Annotated in this window: 15 protein-coding genes and 1 pseudogene; 14 read left to right on the plus strand and 2 right to left on the minus strand. The window is 63.4% G+C overall.

The annotated features are described in order from the left end of the window. Positions 1-7: 7 nt before the first annotated feature. The gene (locus RHE_RS33440; RefSeq protein ID WP_166486893.1) at positions 8-169 is read right to left on the minus strand and encodes a hypothetical protein; all 162 of its coding nucleotides are present in this window, start codon (positions 167-169) and stop codon (positions 8-10) included. A gap of 157 nt (positions 170-326) precedes the next feature. Between RHE_RS33440 and RHE_RS06560 the strand changes: the two are divergent. Further along, a pseudogene (locus RHE_RS06560) lies at positions 327-1,006 on the plus strand (hypothetical protein). Positions 1,007-1,028: 22 nt separating this feature from the next. Continuing rightward, on the plus strand, positions 1,029-1,334 hold the full coding sequence (locus tag RHE_RS06565) for a Dabb family protein (protein WP_011424622.1): 306 nt from the start codon (positions 1,029-1,031) through the stop codon (positions 1,332-1,334). A 197-nt stretch (positions 1,335-1,531) separates the two neighbouring features. Here the strand turns inward: RHE_RS06565 and RHE_RS06570 are convergent, their stop codons facing one another. Next, positions 1,532-2,755: an MFS transporter gene (locus RHE_RS06570; protein ID WP_042119213.1), complete on the minus strand. Its 1,224-nt coding sequence runs from the start codon at positions 2,753-2,755 to the stop codon at positions 1,532-1,534. 460 nt (positions 2,756-3,215) lie between these two features. Between RHE_RS06570 and RHE_RS06575 the strand changes: the two genes are divergently transcribed. The 12 genes from RHE_RS06575 to RHE_RS06630 all read left to right on the plus strand — a co-directional run bounded on the left by RHE_RS06575 (position 3,216) and on the right by RHE_RS06630 (position 17,318). Then, the gene (locus RHE_RS06575) at positions 3,216-3,464 is read left to right on the plus strand and encodes a hypothetical protein (protein WP_011424624.1); all 249 of its coding nucleotides are present in this window, start codon (positions 3,216-3,218) and stop codon (positions 3,462-3,464) included. 50 nt (positions 3,465-3,514) lie between these two features. Next, positions 3,515-4,186, plus strand: a complete 672-nt coding sequence (locus RHE_RS06580) for a response regulator transcription factor (RefSeq protein WP_011424625.1) — start codon at positions 3,515-3,517, stop codon at positions 4,184-4,186. Continuing rightward, positions 4,176-5,579 carry a sensor histidine kinase gene (locus tag RHE_RS06585; RefSeq protein ID WP_011424626.1) on the plus strand — a complete coding sequence of 468 codons (1,404 nt, stop codon included), beginning with the start codon at positions 4,176-4,178 and terminating at the stop codon, positions 5,577-5,579. Before RHE_RS06580 ends, RHE_RS06585 begins: the two co-directional genes overlap by 11 nt. A 118-nt stretch (positions 5,580-5,697) precedes the next feature. Then, on the plus strand, positions 5,698-6,123 hold the full coding sequence (locus RHE_RS06590; protein WP_011424627.1) for a hypothetical protein: 426 nt from the start codon (positions 5,698-5,700) through the stop codon (positions 6,121-6,123). A 98-nt stretch (positions 6,124-6,221) separates the two neighbouring features. Next, positions 6,222-7,352, plus strand: a complete 1,131-nt coding sequence (ccmI, locus tag RHE_RS06595; RefSeq protein WP_011424628.1) for a c-type cytochrome biogenesis protein CcmI — start codon at positions 6,222-6,224, stop codon at positions 7,350-7,352. Continuing rightward, positions 7,349-7,816: a cytochrome c maturation protein CcmE gene (ccmE, locus tag RHE_RS06600; protein WP_011424629.1), complete on the plus strand. Its 468-nt coding sequence runs from the start codon at positions 7,349-7,351 to the stop codon at positions 7,814-7,816. Before ccmI ends, ccmE begins: the two co-directional genes overlap by 4 nt. Then, positions 7,813-9,807 (plus strand): heme lyase CcmF/NrfE family subunit, encoded by a 1,995-nt coding sequence (locus tag RHE_RS06605; RefSeq protein ID WP_011424630.1) that lies wholly within the window; start codon positions 7,813-7,815, stop codon positions 9,805-9,807. Before ccmE ends, RHE_RS06605 begins: the two co-directional genes overlap by 4 nt. After that, entirely contained in the window at positions 9,804-10,259 is a 456-nt protein-coding gene (locus RHE_RS06610; protein ID WP_011424631.1) for a cytochrome c-type biogenesis protein, read from the plus strand. Before RHE_RS06605 ends, RHE_RS06610 begins: the two co-directional genes overlap by 4 nt. Positions 10,260-10,406: 147 nt before the next feature. Beyond that, positions 10,407-11,996 carry a Do family serine endopeptidase gene (locus tag RHE_RS06615; protein WP_011424632.1) on the plus strand — a complete coding sequence of 530 codons (1,590 nt, stop codon included), beginning with the start codon at positions 10,407-10,409 and terminating at the stop codon, positions 11,994-11,996. Positions 11,997-12,061: 65 nt separating this feature from the next. Beyond that, the gene (locus RHE_RS06620) at positions 12,062-12,817 is read left to right on the plus strand and encodes a response regulator transcription factor (RefSeq protein ID WP_011424633.1); all 756 of its coding nucleotides are present in this window, start codon (positions 12,062-12,064) and stop codon (positions 12,815-12,817) included. After that, positions 12,814-14,226 carry a sensor histidine kinase gene (locus RHE_RS06625; protein ID WP_011424634.1) on the plus strand — a complete coding sequence of 471 codons (1,413 nt, stop codon included), beginning with the start codon at positions 12,814-12,816 and terminating at the stop codon, positions 14,224-14,226. Before RHE_RS06620 ends, RHE_RS06625 begins: the two co-directional genes overlap by 4 nt. 134 nt (positions 14,227-14,360) lie before the next feature. After that, positions 14,361-17,318 (plus strand): bifunctional [glutamine synthetase] adenylyltransferase/[glutamine synthetase]-adenylyl-L-tyrosine phosphorylase, encoded by a 2,958-nt coding sequence (locus RHE_RS06630; RefSeq protein ID WP_011424635.1) that lies wholly within the window; start codon positions 14,361-14,363, stop codon positions 17,316-17,318. The last annotated feature ends 276 nt before the right edge of the window (positions 17,319-17,594 follow it).

Raw genomic sequence — 17,594 nt, forward strand, 5'->3', positions numbered from 1 at the left:
TCAGGCCTTACATCCGCGCCGCTTTGCCAGTATCTATCTGCGCTGCTGTTGAAGCTGCCGGTGCCGGGCGGGTATTCTCGCGCTCAAGGCGAATCTGGCGCCACTCATTTTCCATCTGGTCGACGACATGCTGGGGAATGGTGGTCTGCGTGTTGGCGGGCGTCTGCATCGGAAGTCTCCTCTTGTGGTGGTAAGGCTTCAGGGCGTGAGAAATGCATCGCACAAGACAAAAGGTGTGTAAATCAGGGGGTTAGGTACTTCAAATGATTAAGTTCATTTTAATCGATTAAGAGGGTTTTAACCACGAGGTTCACAGGAAGCGCGGAATGGTTGTCCACATGGACCGGGTAGTCTTTTTTGACGCGGTACGGCACGAGCTCTTCAGGGGAGAGCTGACTCATCCTCAGGTAGTGGGTATGACTGCGATTCTCGACGCCTGGGAAAAGCGGTCTGCGCCGGCCGACCGCCGGTGGCTCGCCTATATTCTGGCAACCGCCTATCATGAGACCGCCTATACGATGCAGCCGGTGCGCGAGACGCTGGCCGAAAGCGATGTGCGCGCGGTCGAGATCCTGGAGGCAGCCTTTGCCGCAGGCCGGCTCTCTTGGGTGAAGGCGCCCTACTGGCGGCCCGACGAGGATGGCCGCTGTTGGCTCGGGCGCGGACTCGTGCAGCTCACCCATAAGCGGAATTACGAGGCGATGAGCGCGCTGACGGGCATAGATCTGGTTGCCGATCCCGATCGGGCGATGGAGATGGAGGCGGCGGTGACGATCCTGATCGAAGGCATGCTGCAAGGCAGCTTTACCGGCCACAAACTCGCCGATCACCTGAATGCGACGACCGAGGACTGGGTCAATGCGCGCCGCATCGTCAACGGTACCGACCGGGCCGAGAAGCTTGCGGGTTACGCCACGGCCTTCCATGCGGCGCTGCGTCCGGATGCCGCGCAGGGCCGGCCGCGCGGTTGAAGGCCCGCGGCGCGCGTGTTATCGCGCGAGCCTGAGAAATCTGACAGGAGCATCTGCGTGATCCGCCATATCGTCTTCTTCACCGTGCAGGAGGAAAATCTGGAGGAGGTGAGGGCGGGACTTTCGATCCTGACCGGCATTCCGCACGCGCGGCTGCTGGAAATCGGCACGAATGTGAAGACCGATCAGCTGGGCACCGAGATCGATCTTGTGGTCTATGGCGAATTCGATAATGAGGCGGCTCTCGCCGCTTACAAGGCGCATCCCGATTATCAGCGTTCGATCGAGCGCGTGCGTCCGCTCCGGGAAAAGCGCATCGCTGCCGATTACGACAGCCGCACGGCCGTGACGCGGCCGCTCTGAATTCGGCAGTTGATTGGCTTCGAGCCGGATAGAGCTTAAACCTCAATTGGATGAGCGATCCTCCGCAATCGAGCCGCCCAGTTGTTGAACGTCTGAGCCACTGAACGCGGCTGTCGAAAAAGCCGCGGCAAACGATTCAAAAGATTCGCCAAATGGCCTGTTGATCATGAGCCGTGAGAACGGCCTGAATCCGCACCTCACGAGGTGACGGGGCTAGGCTGCGATGCCTGTGCGCCGCGCACCAGCGTCATCAGCATCAGCACAAGGGTCAGCGACAATGCCGCAAGCACGGCTGCGGCGAAGAGCGCCGGACCGGTGCCGGCGCGATCGAGGATGGCGGTGAAGACGACGGGAGCGACGGCATTGGCAAGGTTTTGCGGCAGCGACAATCGGGCCGACTGCAGACCGAATTCGCGCGGCGAAAACAGGGCGAGCGGCAGAAGCGCGCGGGCGACGGTCATGATGCCGGCGCCGAAGCCGTAGAGCAGGATGAAGCTGACGAGCAGCGGCATCGAAGGACCGACGACCAGCATCATCAGGAAGCTTGTCAGCATCAGACCGATGCCCATGGCGGCGCTCAGGATGGGATTGCCGCGCCGGCCGAGCAGCATGTCGAGGAACCGTGCCGAGATGCCGAGGATGCCGCGGGCCGAGCCGAGCTGCAGTGCGAAAGCCGGCGAGGCGCCGGACTGGCGGAAGATCTCGAGCAGAGATGGCGAGATGCCGAAGGTGATGAAGGTGGTGAGGGTCGTCGAGGCGGCGATCAGCAGAAAGGCCTTGCGCTGCGCCGCCTTCGACAGCGGCACCGGGGCGATATCGGCTGCGCCGCCGTCGAGCTGGGCCGCGATCGGTCTGGGCAGGGCGAAAAGATGCAGCGGCAGGCATATGAAAAAATGCAGCGCCGCGCAGATGAGGAAGGTCAGGCGCCACCCGAAGGTGTCGTTGAGCAGGCTGAGGATCGGCCAGAAGACGGCGCTCGAAAGCCCTGTGAACAGCATCAGGATGGCGATGACGCGCTTGCCGTTCATTCCTTCGCGTTCGACCACGGCAGTATAGGCCGGCGCGGACAGGCCGAGCGCGCCGCCGATGCCAATCACCACCCAGGCGGCGGCATAGAGAATGATGCCGTTTGCGGCGGCAAGCAGAGAGAGGCCGAGCGCAAAGGTCAGAGAAGCCGCCGCAAGCACCCGGGCGGCGCCATAGCGAGCAAGCCAGCGGCCGGTCATTGGACCGACGACGGCGCTGACCATCATCATGATCGTCAGGCCGGCGAACGCCACCTCGTTCGCAACGCCCAGATCGGGCGCCACGATGCGGCCCATGACCCCGAGCATGTCGAAGGTCGTGCCCCAGCCGATCAACTGGGTGACGGCGAGGACGGTGACCGTCTGCGCCGAGCGGAAGCGGAAGGGTATGGGCATCGGTGCTGGAACGGTCTGAAATGGGAGCGGCAAAGACATAACAGTTTCGATCGGCCGGTGAAAGCGGGCGCTGTCGATTCGGACTGCGGCCCGGCGCTTTTGCTCCGGCGGGAAAAGATAGGCGATACAATTTCAGGACGACTTGCTGCGCACGGGAACTTGCGAAATCGGCCGCCCTGCCACCACTTTCATCGTAGCGTTGTGGCCGAATCGCCAATCACGACCGACCTGCCCGCAGCTCGATGGAAAAGGCACTGATCCCGCCTGGGGAACGGCACTTGCGGCGCGGAGAAAGCGCCGCCTCTGCCTGCTGCGAGGGCGGCTTCCATCGGCAGGAATCGACTGTGCCAAACAGGCGAGAACGGTTCTAAATGCCCTGTATTACAGCGCATTCATTTGCCATTCAGGTCGCTTGAGTACATATTCGCAGCAAGTTGGAATTACCTTGAAAGCGTAAGACATGGCCTTTCCTCTGAGCGTCGCAGTAGTGGCCGCCGGACTGGTGGTATCGGCGCCCTCACCGGACGGCGCAGGCACCCTCGTCCTGCGCGTGGCTGGCGATTGCAGCGCCGCCGCAGCCCAGGTCGTCGAACAGACGGGCGGGCAACTCCTGTCCGTGCAACCGGTGGGCGATAGCTGCATCATTACCGTTCTCGTGTCGGGCAATGGCCAGCGTCCACGCAAGGTAACGGTAAAGGTTCCGATGTAACCGGAATCGGTCTATTCAAACACCAGCGATTTGAAGACGAAGGCGGACCGATGCGCATCCTGGTAATCGAAGACGACGTCAATCTGAACCGGCAGCTCACCGACACGCTGAAGGAGGCGGGCTATGTCGTCGATCAGGCATTCGACGGCGAGGAAGGCCATTTCCTCGGCGACACCGAACCCTATGACGCCATCATCCTCGATATCGGCTTGCCTGAGATGGACGGCGTCACCGTGCTGGAAAAATGGCGCGGCGCCGGCCGCGGCATGCCGGTTCTGATCCTGACGGCGCGCGACCGCTGGAGCGACAAGGTCGCCGGCATCGACGCCGGCGCCGACGACTATGTCACCAAGCCCTTTCACGTCGAGGAAGTTCTGGCGCGCATTCGGGCGTTGATCCGGCGTGCAGCCGGCCATGCTTCCTCCGAGATCATCTGCGGACCGGTGCGGCTCGATACCAAATCCTCGAAGGCGACGGTCAACGGCGCGGCGCTGAAGCTGACCTCGCACGAATATCGCCTGCTCGCCTATCTCATGCATCACATGGGCGAGGTCGTCTCGCGCACGGAATTGGTCGAGCACATGTACGACCAAGATTTCGACCGCGATTCCAATACGATCGAGGTCTTCGTCGGCCGTCTGCGCAAGAAGATGGGCGTCGACTTGATCGAAACGGTGCGCGGTCTCGGCTACCGCATCCAAGCGCCGAAACATGCGAATTAAGTCGCTCACCGCACGCGTGTTGCTGCTGACCACGGTCTGGTCGACGGTGGCGCTGGTGGTGATCGGCTTGCTGATCTCCACGCTTTACCGCAAGAGCGCCGAACGTGGTTTCCAGGATCTGCTGCGGGCCCAGCTCTATAATGTCATCAATTCCGTGACGATCGGCGATCAGGGGGCATTGAGCGGGAGTCCGCAGCTCGGCGATCTGCGCTTTGCTCAGCCGAAGACCGGCTGGTACTGGGTGGTGGAGCCGCTTGGCACCTATACGACTGCGCCGCTGGTCTCCCCCTCGCTCGGCTCGGCGCTCATTCCGGTACCCTCCGTCGTCGAGGCGCCTTTCGACAAGAATTATGAGCGCTACTACCAGGTGACGGATGCCTCCGGGAACCGCGTGCAGGTGGCCGAAACCGAAGTGGTGCTCGACACGGACGGGCGCGCGGCGCGTTTCCGCGTGACCGGTAACGTCGATGTCGTCGAGGACGATGTCCGCACCTTTTCCCACAGCCTCTATCTAGCGCTAGCCGGTTTCGGCGTCGGCAGCTTGATCGTCAATGCGCTGGCGATCCTCTACGGCCTGAAGCCGCTCGACAAGGCGCGCGCCGCATTGGAGCGCATTCGCGCCGGCGAGAGCGAGCAGCTGAAGGGTGACTTCCCGCGTGAGATCCTGCCGCTCGCCAACGAGGTGAACGCGCTGATCGACAGCAACCGCCGCATCGTCGAGCGGGCGCGTATGCAAGTCGGCAACCTTGCCCACTCGCTGAAAACGCCGATCGCCGTTCTCCTCAACGAGGCGCGCGTTCTCGAAAAATCCCATGGCGAACTGGTGCGCAGCCAGGCGGAATCGATGCAGGGGCAGGTGCAGTCCTACCTCAACCGGGCCCGCATCGCCGCGCAGCGCGAATCCGTGCTCGCCCGCACCGACGCCGAGCCGGCGCTGGAACGGCTGGTGCGCGTCATGCGGCGCCTGAATGTCGACACCGAATTCGATCTTGTCGTCTCGCCGCCGCATCTTGCCGTCGCCATGGAACAGCAGGATCTCGAGGAAACCGTCGGCAACCTCCTGGAGAATGCAGCGCGTTTCGCCAAGAGCAGAGTGCGGCTTTCGGCCATCGAGGCCGGCGAGGACGTGAAAGGGGCGGAGGCGAGCGCCCGTCGGCGCTGGGTGGAGCTTGCCGTCGAGGATGACGGGCCCGGCCTTGAGCCCGACCAGATTCGCGAGGCGCTGAAGCGTGGCCGCAGGCTCGACGAAAGCAAGCCCGGAACCGGTTTGGGCCTTTCAATCGTCACCGAGATTTCCAACGAATACCAGGGAAGGCTCGAACTGTCCCGCGGCGAATGGGGCGGGCTGAAGGCGAAGCTCATCCTGCCCGGTGTCACAAAGGATGTTGCATGACCAACTGCTTGATGTCACAAGGATAGTGGCAAACGTATAGCATGTTTTGCCATAATGCTGACACGGGGACGCTGCACTTCGATCGGCTGAATTTGACCTCTGATCGTGGTTCCACGCAATGATTCTACGCTCGCAAGGCATGATGGTTTCCGTCCTACTTCTCGCCGCCGCGCTGTCCGGCTGCACGACGACGAAGGGCGCTGCTTCGCGCGGCATTTTTTCGAGCAAACCCTCCGCGTCGGCCGCCTTCATCACCGCGCTGCAGGGCGGCATCGTCGGCCGCAGCGGCGTGAGCTTGAGCGATAGCAACAAGCAGCGGGCGCTCGAGGCGGAGTATCGGGCGCTGGAAGGAGCGGCAGTCGGCCAGCCGGTGGTCTGGAGCGGCAAGGACGTCACAGGCAAGGTCGTGGCGGCCGCACCCTATCAGGTCGGTTCGCAGAATTGCCGGCAATATACCCATACCCTGACCGTCGACGGCAAGGAGACCGTGGCGCGGGGTGCAGCCTGCCGTAATCAAGACGGCAGCTGGTCGCCGCTCGGTTGAAATCGTTTCCAACCTGAATTGCGGCGAATAGCCTCAAATCTTCGTCATTCCGGCTTTGGCAGTTGGAATAGGCGTGCGCTTCACGTATTTGGGCCGATATGCTGTTCTGGATTCTCGTTGCCGTTCTGACGGCAGCCGTCGCCGTCATCCTGCTCTACCCCCTTCTGCGTGGTGCGAAGGCGGCGCAGAATAGTCGCGCCGGCGAGGAGGCAGTCTATCGCGACCAGTTCCGCGAACTCGACCGCGATCTTGCTGGCGGGCTGATCACGCCCGAAGAGGCTGATTACGCCAGGGCCGAAATCGGCCGGCGGCTGATCGCCGTCTCTGCCGCAGAGCCGGAGACGACGCAGAAGCCCGCACGGCATCATCGTCTCACCGAAGTTCTCGTCCTCTTGATCCTGCCGGTGCTCGGGCTTTGTCTTTATTTGACGACGGGCAGGCCGGATCTGCCATCGCAGCCGCTGCAAGCGCGGTTGGAAAATCCCGGCGACGACGTGGCGGTGTTGATCGCCAAGGCGGAACGGCATCTGGCCGAGAACCCCGACGACGGCAAGGGCTGGGACGTGCTGGCGCCGATCTATTTCCGCACGATGCGGGTCAATGATGCGCAGGTCGCCTACCGCAACGCGATCCGGCTGCTCGGCCCGAGTCCGATCCGGCTCGACGGTCTTGCCGAGACGCTGATGGCGGTCTCCGATGGCGTCGTGACGGACGAGGCGCGCCAGGTACTGGAACAATCGCTGACGCTGGAACCCAACAATCCGCGTGCCCGCTTCTACGTCGCGCTCAGCATGGAGCAGGCGGGTCGGGCCGAAGAGGCACGCCGCGCCTTCGAGGCGCTGGCGCAGCAATCGCCCGCCGATGCACCTTGGCTGCCGCTGGTCAATGAACATATCGCCAAGAACGGCGGCGCTGGCGCCCCGTCGGCGGCGCCAGGCAGCCCGACGTCGGAAGATGTGGCGGCGGCTGAAAGCATGAGCGCCGGCGATCGCCAGCAGATGATCCGCGGCATGGTCGACAGCCTCGATGCCAAACTCAGCGAGGATCCCAACAATTTCGAGGGCTGGATGCGGCTTGTCCGCTCTTACGCCGTATTGAACGATAAGGATCGCGCAGCCAGCGCCCTGAAGCGCGGGCTTGCCGCTTTTCCGCCGTCCGGTGAGCAGGGCCGGCAATTGCTGGCGCTAGCCCGGGAACTTGGCATTGCCACGGAGGGGATGACGCAATGACGCGCAAGCAGAAGCGCCTTGTGGTGATTGCTGGCGGGATGAGTTTCATCCTTGCTGCGGTGCTTTTGGTGATGTTCGCCTTCAGCCAGTCGGTGGCCTATTTCTACATGCCGGCCGATCTTGCCAGGACGCCGGTGGCGCCGGAGACCCGCATCCGGCTCGGCGGCCTGGTCGGGGCGGGCAGCGTCGTGCGCGGCGCCGGTTCGACGGTGGAATTTTCTGTCACCGACGGCAGCGCCAATGCGGTGAAAGTCAAGTATACCGGCATCCTGCCGGATCTGTTCCGCGAGGGCCAGGGTGTGGTCACCGAGGGCATGTTTGCCGCAGGCAGCAATGTCTTTATCGCCGACACCGTGCTTGCCAAGCATGACGAGACCTATATGCCGAAGGAGGTGGCCGACCGACTAAAGTCGCAGGGGCTGTGGCAGGAAGGCAAGGGGCAGGAGGCGAAGGCGACGCCATGATCATCGAGATCGGCCATTACGCTCTGGTGCTGGCGCTGGCGACGGCGCTGATCGTCTCGATCGTGCCTGTCATCGGCGCCCGCCGTCATGATCCGGCGCTGATGGATGTGGCGACATCAGGTTCGCTGGCGATGTTTGCCCTTGTCGCCTTTGCCTTCGCCGTCTTGACCTATGCCCATGTCGTCTCCGACTTCTCCGTCGAGAACGTCTGGGAGAATTCGCATTCGCTGGTGCCGCTGATCTACAAATATTCCGGCGTCTGGGGCAATCACGAGGGATCGATGATGCTCTGGCTGCTGATCCTGGCGCTGTTCAGCGCGCTGGTCGCGATCTTCGGCGCCAATCTGCCGGAGACGCTGAAGGCCAATGTGCTTGCCGTGCAGGCCTGGATCTCGCTCGCCTTCACCCTGTTCATCCTTTTGACCTCCAATCCCTTCCTGCGGCTCGATCCGGCCCCGGCCGAGGGCCGCGATCTCAATCCGGTGCTGCAGGATGTCGGGCTCGCCATCCACCCGCCGCTGCTCTATCTCGGCTATGTCGGCTTTTCCGTCTGCTTCTCCTTCGCCGTTGCAGCCCTCATTGAAGGCCGCATCGACGCCGCCTGGGCGCGCTGGGTCCGGCCCTGGACGCTCGCCGCCTGGACCTGCCTGACGCTTGGCATCGCCATGGGCTCCTACTGGGCCTATTACGAGCTCGGCTGGGGCGGCTGGTGGTTCTGGGACCCGGTGGAAAACGCCTCGTTCATGCCGTGGCTCGCCGGCACCGCGCTGCTGCATTCGGCGCTCGTCATGGAAAAGCGCGAGGCGCTGAAGATCTGGACGGTGCTGCTCGCCATCCTGACCTTCTCGCTGTCGCTGATGGGCACCTTCCTGGTGCGCTCCGGGGTGCTGACCTCGGTGCATGCCTTTGCCAGCGATCCCACCCGCGGCGTCTTCATCCTGTCGATCCTGCTGATCTTCATCGGCGGAGCGCTGTCGCTGTTTGCCCTGCGGGCGCCGAAGCTTGCGGCCGGCGGGCTGTTTGCGCCGATCTCGCGCGAGGGGGCGCTCGTCCTCAACAATCTGATCCTGACGGTCGCCTGCGGCACGGTGCTGACCGGCACGCTCTATCCGCTGCTGTTGGAAACGCTGACCGGCGACAAGATCTCCGTCGGGCCGCCCTTCTTCAACCTGACCTTCGGCCTGCTGATGGCGCCGCTGCTCGTCATCGTGCCGTTCGGGCCGCTGCTGGCCTGGAAGCGCGGCGATCTGCTCGGCGCCCTGCAGCGGCTCTACGTTGTCGCGGCTCTCGCCTTCACCGCCGCGGTCATCGTCTTTTATCTCCAACATGGCGGGCCGGTGCTCTCCGTGCTCGGGCTGGCGGCCGGCCTGTTCCTGATCCTCGGCGCCGTTGCCGATCTCTGGTATCGGGCCGGCATCGGCAAGGTCGCCGGCAGCATCGCCTGGCGCCGCCTGAGCGGTCTGCCGCGCTCGGCCTTCGGCACGGCGCTTGCCCATGCCGGCCTCGGCGTCAGCGTGCTCGGCATCGTCGCCGTCACCACCTTCCAGAGCGAACATGTTGTCGCGATGAAGCCGGGCGAGATAATCGAGGCCGGCGGCTACAGCCTTGCGTTCGACGGCATGCGCCCGGGCAGGGGACCGAACTACACCGAGGAGCGCGGCCACTTCACCATCCGACGCGCCGGGGTTGCGGTCGCCGAGACCTGGTCGGCCAAGCGCCTTTACACCGCCCGGCAGATGCCGACGACGGAGGCCGGCATCCTGACCTTCGGTCTCAGCCAGCTCTATGTCTCGCTCGGCGACGCCACCAAGGACGGCGGCATCGTCGTGCGCATCTGGTGGAAGCCGTTCATCCTGTGCATCTGGGGCGGCGCGCTGATCATGGCCGCCGGCGGCCTCGTCTCGCTCTCCGACCGGCGCCTGCGCGTCGGCGCACCGCGGAGAAAGGCTAAGGCAAAACCGACGACGCCTGCGATGGAGCCGGCGGAATGATGCGGCGTCTGCTCCTGGTTCTGGCTCTGATGCTTTCGGCCGTCCCGGCCTTCGCCGTCAATCCCGACGAGGTGCTGGCCGATCCGGCGCTGGAGGCCCGCGCGCGCGCGCTTTCGGCCGAACTGCGCTGCATGGTTTGTCAGAACCAATCGATTGATGATTCCAATGCCGAACTCGCGAAGGACCTGCGCCTGCTGGTGCGCGAGCGCATCAGCAATGGCGACAGCGATGCGGCGGTGCTCAACTATATCGTCTCACGCTACGGCGAGTTCGTGCTTCTGAAGCCGCGATTCAGCATGAGGACGGTGTTACTCTGGGGCGCGCCCGTGCTGCTGGTCCTTGCCGGCGGCGTGTCGCTGCTCGTCTTTGCGCGCAAGAGGACCGGCAGGCCGACCGGAAGCAAGCTCACTCCGGAAGAGCAGGCGAAGCTCAGCGAGCTTCTGGAAAAGTAGCCGCATGCCGCGACCTAAACATTCGAAACATTACAAACTTTTCATAGACCGGACAGTTCGCAGTAAGGTGCGCCATCCTATATCTTAAGTCATCGACTGATCCGGCGCTGCCGGTCTGAAGATCCAAGAACAAGAGAAGGTGCTCCAATGCTGAACAATTTCAACGGACGTCCGTCCCTCGCCACTGTGCTCAAGGCTTCTACCGTCGCCGGTATCGCAGCCGCTGTGCTCGCGACCGGCGTTCCGCTCGAAATTACCCGGTCTTATGCCGAAGCCGTCAAGGTTCAGGCCCCTGCCGTCCCTAGTTTCGCCAATGTCGTCGATGCCGTTTCGCCCGCCGTCGTGTCCGTCCGCGTCGAAAACCGCGTCAATCCCGTTGCCGACAACAATGACGGCTTCTCCTTCGATTTCAATGGCCGCGGCTTCGACGATCTACCCGACGATCATCCGCTGAAGCGCTTCTTCCGTCAGTTCGGCCAGGACCCGAACGACCAGCAGGGCCATCAGCGGCGCTTCGGCCAGAACGGCCCCGGTGGTCCTAACGGCCCCGGCAAGGGCCGTCTGCGCCCGGTTGCTCAAGGCTCGGGCTTCTTCATCTCCGAGGACGGCTACATCGTCACCAACAACCACGTGGTTGCGGACGGTCAGGCCTTCGTGGCCGTGATGAATGACGGCACCGAACTCGATGCCAAGTTGATCGGCAAGGATCCGCGCACCGATCTCGCCGTCCTCAAAGTCGACGGCAAGGGCAAGAAGTTCACCTATGTCAACTGGGCCGACGACAACAATGTCCGTGTCGGCGACTGGGTCGTCGCCGTCGGCAATCCCTTCGGTCTCGGCGGCACCGTCACCGCCGGCATCATCTCGGCCCGCGGCCGCGATATAGGCTCGGGTCCTTATGACGATTACCTGCAGGTGGATGCGGCCGTGAACCGCGGCAACTCCGGCGGTCCGACCTTCAACCTCAACGGCGAAGTCGTCGGCATCAATACCGCGATCTTCTCGCCCTCGGGCGGCAGCGTCGGCATCGCCTTCGCCATTCCGGCCTCGACCGCAAAAGATGTCGTCGCGGATCTGATGAAGGATGGCCAGGTGTCCCGCGGCTGGTTGGGCGTCCAGATCCAGCCGGTGACCAAGGATATCGCCGAGTCGATCGGCCTTTCCGAGCCGAGCGGCGCCCTCGTGGTTGCCCCGCAGCCCGGATCGCCGGGCGACAAGGCCGGCATGAAGGCCGGTGACGTCGTCACCGCGCTGAATGGCGAGACCATCAAGGACGCGCGTGACCTCAGCCGCCGCATCGGTGCGATGCAGCCGGGCAGCAAGGCCGAGCTTTCGGTCTGGCGCGCCGGCAAGGCCCAGTCGCTCACGGTCGAACTCGGCACGCTGCCGGCCGATCAGAAGGATGCCAATGCCGATGACAACAACAACCAGCCGCAGCAGCCCGAGGCGCCGGCTTCCGAAAAGGCGCTCGCCGATCTCGGCCTGACGGTCGGCCCTTCCGATGACGGCAAGGGCCTGGCGATTACCGGTATCGACCCTGACTCCGACGCCGCCGACAAGGGCATCAAGGAAGGCGAGAAGATCACCTCGGTCAACAATCAGGAAGTCTCCACCCCCGCCGATGTCGTCAAGGTGCTGAACCAGGCCAAGAAGGACGGCCGTACCCGGGCGCTCTTCCAGATTCAGTCGAGCGAAGGAAGCCGTTTCGTCGCGCTTCCGATCAACGGCCAGGGCTGATCCCCGCAAACCGGGAGCCGTGCGGAGGAAACTCCGCGCGGCTCGATTGTTCTGATTTTTGAGGGATGATCGCGATGAGCGCCGCTCCGCAGCCAGATGCTTTGAGCCTTGCCGAAACGCAGCCGGTGGGTAATGTCGGCCGCATGAAGATTCTCATCATCGAAGATGATCTCGAAGCCGCCGCCTACCTTACGAAAGCCTTTCGCGAGGCAGGCATCGTCGCCGACCACGCCAGCGACGGTGAGGCCGGTCTGTTCATGGGGTCGGAAAATACCTATGACGTCATCGTCATCGACCGCATGCTGCCGCGCCGCGATGGCCTCTCCGTTATCAGCGAGCTGCGCCGCAAGGGCATCCATACGCCGGTGCTCATCCTCTCCGCGCTTGGCCAGGTCGATGATCGGGTGACCGGTCTTCGTGCCGGCGGCGACGATTACCTGCCGAAGCCTTATGCCTTCAGCGAATTGCTGGCGCGTGTCGAGGTGCTCGGCCGCCGCAAGGGCACGCCGGAGCAGGACGTCGTCTATCGCGTCGCTGATCTTGAACTCGACCGGCTCTCCCACGAGGTCCGCCGCGGCGGCAAGGAAATCCCGCTGCAGCCGCGCGAATTCCGCCTGCTCGAATATCTGATGAAGAATGCCGGCCAGGTGGTGACCCGCACCATGCTGCTCGAAAATGTCTGGGACTACCACTTCGACCCGCAGACCAACGTCATCGACGTCCATGTCTCGCGCCTACGCTCGAAGATCGAGAAGGACTTCAGCCAGCCGCTCCTGAAAACCATCCGGGGCGCGGGGTACATGATCAAGGACGAGGGATGAGCCGCTTCAGGGTTCTCTTCAAGTCCACCGCAGTCCGCCTATCGGCACTCTACATCCTGCTATTCGCCATTTGCGCCGCGACCCTCGTCTTCTATGTGACGGCGATGTCGGAACGGCTGCTGACCGGCCAGATCCGCGACGCCGTCCGGCAGGAGGTGGAGCAGGTGCAGCGCGCCTATGACACCGGCGGCATGAACCTTCTGCTGCGCACGATGGAGCGGCGCGCCCGTCAGCCGGGCGCCAATCTGTACATCATCGCCGGCCCCTCGGGCGATATTCTCGCCGGCAATGTCGCCTCGGTGCAGCCTGGTGTTTTCGAGGAGGTCGGCTGGACCTCGGCTCCCTTCGCCTATCAGCGTTATACAGACGGTGGTGGCGTCGAGCGCCGGCACAAGGCGATCGCCAACATCTTCGTGCTCGACAACGGCTTGAGAATTCTGGTCGGCCGCGACCTCGGCGATCCCGAGCGCTTCCGCCTGCTGGTGCGCCAGGCGCTGATGGTGGCTTTGGCAATCATGGGGCTTGGCGCGATCATCATCTGGTTCGGCATCGGTCGCAACGCGCTGAAACGCATCGACCGCATGTCGGATGCGAGCAAGAAGATCATGGCAGGCGATCTGTCGCAGCGCCTGCCGGTCGGCGGATCCGGCGACGAGTTCGACCGGCTGTCGATGTCGCTGAACACCATGCTGGAACGTATCGAGAAGCTGAATGAAGGCTTGCGGCAGGTCTCCGACAACATCGCCCATGATCTCAAAACCCCGCTGACACGGCTGCGCAACAAGGCCGCCGACGCCCTCGATATGGCTGATGGCGATACGCGTCGCGCGGCGCTGGAAGGCATTATTTCCGAATCGGATCAGCTGATCCGCACCTTCAACGCCCTATTGATGATCTCCCGCGTCGAGGCCGGATCGGTTGCGGCGGAGATGTCGCCGGTGGAGCTTTCGGCCATCGTTTCCGACAGTGCCGAGCTTTACGAACCGGCGGCGGAGGAGGCCGGTCTCAGCCTCAGCGCCAGCGTCGAGCCGGGCATCGAGGTACAGGGCAATCGCGAGCTGATTGGCCAAGCGATCTTCAATCTGCTCGACAATGCGATCAAATATTCCTCCGATACGCAAGGGGCGGACGAAGTGTTGCTCAAGCTTGCCCGCCATCCGGACGGCATTTGCCTGTCTGTGGCCGATCATGGGCCTGGTGTTCCGGCCGACAGGCGCGAGGATGTGGTGAAGCGCTTCGTTCGCCTCGACGAAAGCCGTTCAAAGCCAGGTACGGGACTCGGGCTTTCTCTGGTGGAAGCGGTGATGGAGCTGCATAACGGACGACTGGAACTCTCCGACACCAATCCCGACAAGCCCGAACAGCGCGGACTGACTGTCAGCATGATCTTTCCGGCCGAGGCTGCCTGAAGGTCTTATCCGAATTGCGATGGGTTGAATCGCGTATGGCGGTTTTTCGCCAAGACACTAAGTTACCTCCGAACGAAGGCGGCGACCCACATCCCAGATCATCGCCAGGTTTTTTGCAGAGCCAGGGAGAGCGCATGCTGACGAAATCGACGCATGGCCTGAAGGATGTCGCCGAAGGGCTGCTGCGTCCGCTGAGCCAGACGGAGCTGAAGCTGGCGATGACCGATCTGCAGGAGGCGGGCAAAAGCGAGCCGTCAGTTGCGGCAATGCTGAAGACGGAAGGGCGGGTGCGCGATTTCATCGCCGCCGCGCTGACGCTGTCGCCCTTCCTGCGCGAAATTGTCAATCTGGACCCGGCCGTCCTCGCCGGCGCCATCAACGAACCGCTGGAGCCGCAGATCGAACCGCTGATCGCCGAAGCGCGGGGCTGCTGGCGGCCGGACGGCGAGGGAACCGCACCGACTGAATCCGTGGTGATGAGCAGGCTGCGCATCATCAAGCGCAAGGTGGCTTTCCTCGTCGCGCTCGCCGATCTCTCCCGCATTTTCGACAGCCGGACGACAACGGCCTGGCTGAGCGCGCTTGCCGAAGCTTCGGTCGCGGCTGCGATCGATCATCTGCTGCTCGCGGCCCACGAGGGGGGGAAACTCAGGCTGCACGATCCGGCGAATCCAAGTGAGGGCTCGGGCCTGATCGTGCTCGGCATGGGCAAGCTCGGCGCGTGTGAGCTCAACTATTCTTCCGATATCGATCTCGTCGTCTTCTTCGACGAACAGGCCGGCATCGTGCCCGACCCGGGTGATGCGATCGACGTCTATCCGAGGATGATGCGCCGGCTGGTGCGCATCCTGCAGGAGCGCACGGCGGACGGCTACGTCTTCCGCACTGATCTGAGATTGCGGCCCGATCCCGGCTCGACGCCGCTGGCGATCCCGGTCGATGCGGCGATGATCTATTATGAGGGCAGGGGTCAGAACTGGGAGCGGGCGGCCTTCATCAAGGCGCGCGCCGTCGCCGGAGACCTGGCGGCCGGCGGGGAATTCCTGCGCGGGCTGTCGCCCTTTGTCTTCCGCAAATATCTCGATTACGCGGCGATCGCCGATATCCATTCCATCAAGCGGCAGATCCATGCGCATAAGGGGCACGGCGCGATCGCGGTCAAGGGTCATAATGTCAAGCTAGGCCGCGGCGGCATCCGCGAGATCGAATTCTTCGTCCAGACGCAGCAGCTGATCGCCGGCGGCCGTATGCCGGCGTTGCGCGGCCGGGCGACGGAGGAGACACTCCGAGAACTCACCACGGCGAAATGGATCGATGCGCAGACCCGCGACGAACTGACGGAGGCCTATTGGTTCCTGCGTGACGTCGAGCATCGCATCCAGATGGTGCGCGACGAGCAGACCCACCTTCTGCCGGAGACCGATGCCGATCTGAAGCGCATCGCCTTCATGATGGGCTTTTCCGACACGCCGAGCTTTTCCGAAAGGCTGGTCGGCGTGCTGAAGACGGTCGAGCGGCGTTATGCTCGCCTCTTTGAGCAGGAGAGCAAGCTTTCCACCGAAACCGGGAACCTCGTCTTCACCGGCCAGGGCGATGACCCGGACACGCTGGAGACGCTGAAGAGGCTTGGTTTCACCAGGCCATCCGACATTTCCCGCATCATTCGCACCTGGCACTACGGCCGCTATCGCGCCACGCAATCGGTGGAGGCGCGTGAAAGGCTGACGGAGTTGACGCCGGAGCTTCTGCGGGTCTTCGGTGAAAGCCGGCGTGCCGATGAGGCGCTGCTGCGCTTCGACAGTTTTATTTCGGGCCTTCCGGCCGGCATCCAGCTCTTCTCGCTGCTCGGCAGCAATCCGGCACTTCTGTCGCTGATCGTCAACATCATGTCCTCGGCGCCCCGCCTGGCTGAGGTGATCGCCGCCAAGCCACATGTTTTCGACGGCATGCTCGATCCCGGCCTGATGGCCGAGCTGCCGACGCGCGATTACCTCGGCGAGCGCCTGAAGGGCTCTCTTGCCCAAGCGCGCCACTATGAGGAAGTGCTCGACCGCCTGCGCATCTTCGCCGCCGAACAGCGCTTCCTGATCGGTGTCCGCCTGCTCACCGGCGCGATCAACGGCGCAATGGCCGCCCGCGCCTTCACCCATCTCGCCGATCTCATCATCGCGGCCGCTCTCGATGCCGTGGTGAGCGAGATGCGGGCCGCGCATGGCAATTATCCCGGTGGCCGTATCGCGATATCAGGCATGGGCAAGCTCGGCAGCTTCGAGCTGACGGCAGGTTCCGACATCGATCTGATCCTGCTCTATGATTACGACGACGCGGCTTCCGAATCCGATGGGCCGAAGCCGCTCGATGCGACGCGCTATTTCACCCGCATCACCCAGCGGCTGATCGCTGCCCTATCGGCGCCGACCGCCGAGGGTGTGCTTTATCAGGTCGACATGCGGCTGCGTCCGTCCGGCAACAAGGGTCCGGTCGCCACCCGCATCAATGCCTTCGGCAAGTATCAGCGGGAGGAGGCCTGGACCTGGGAGCATATGGCGCTCAGCCGCGCCCGGCTGATTTCAGGCGATGACAGCCTGATCGCTGAGGCGGAGCATATTGTCAATGAGGTGCTGACGGCCGATCGCGACATCGCCAAGGTGGCGCACGACGTTGCCGAGATGCGCGAACTGATCGACAAGGAAAAGCCGCCATCGGGCCCCTGGGACTTGAAGCAGATCCCCGGCGGCGTCATCGATCTCGAATTCATCGCCCAGTATCTGGCGTTGATCGCGCCAAGCAGGGGCGTCGGCATTGCCGTGAACGGCAAGAGCACCGGCGAGGCTCTCAAGCTCTTGGGCGACCGCCTGATGGCACCTGCCGATCTCGACATATGCCTCGAAGCCTTCGCGCTCTACACCAGCCTCTCGCAGCTGATCCGACTCTGCATCGAGAGCGAGTTCGACCCGAACGACGCGCCCGCCGGCCTCGTCGAGCTCGTCTGCCGCGCCGGCGACTGCCCTGACATCAGGACCCTGGAGGGAGAGGTGAGGCGGCTTTCGAAAGCGGTGAGAAAGATATTCGCCCGTACAGTGAAGGCCTAGAGCCTTTCCGGGTTAGCTTGAATCATTCTGCCGGAGCAGGTTTTCGTCAGGGCAGAGGCGATTGGCGACGGGCATACCCCAAGGTACGTCCGAGCCGATCGCCTCTGATCCTGGCGGAAAGATGCCCGGCCCACCGGCCGCACCGCTTCGCCACGGCGAAGCGACAAGTGCGTCCGGCGATTCCAAAGTCTTGCAGATTTGCCATGCAAATCTGCGGGAGGGTTGGCTGAAACGGGCCGTCTGCTCGACCGACCGGCTTGGCCGTAGAGCTGGGCT

Source organism: Rhizobium etli CFN 42 (assembly GCF_000092045.1).
Lineage (GTDB): Bacteria > Pseudomonadota > Alphaproteobacteria > Rhizobiales > Rhizobiaceae > Rhizobium > Rhizobium etli.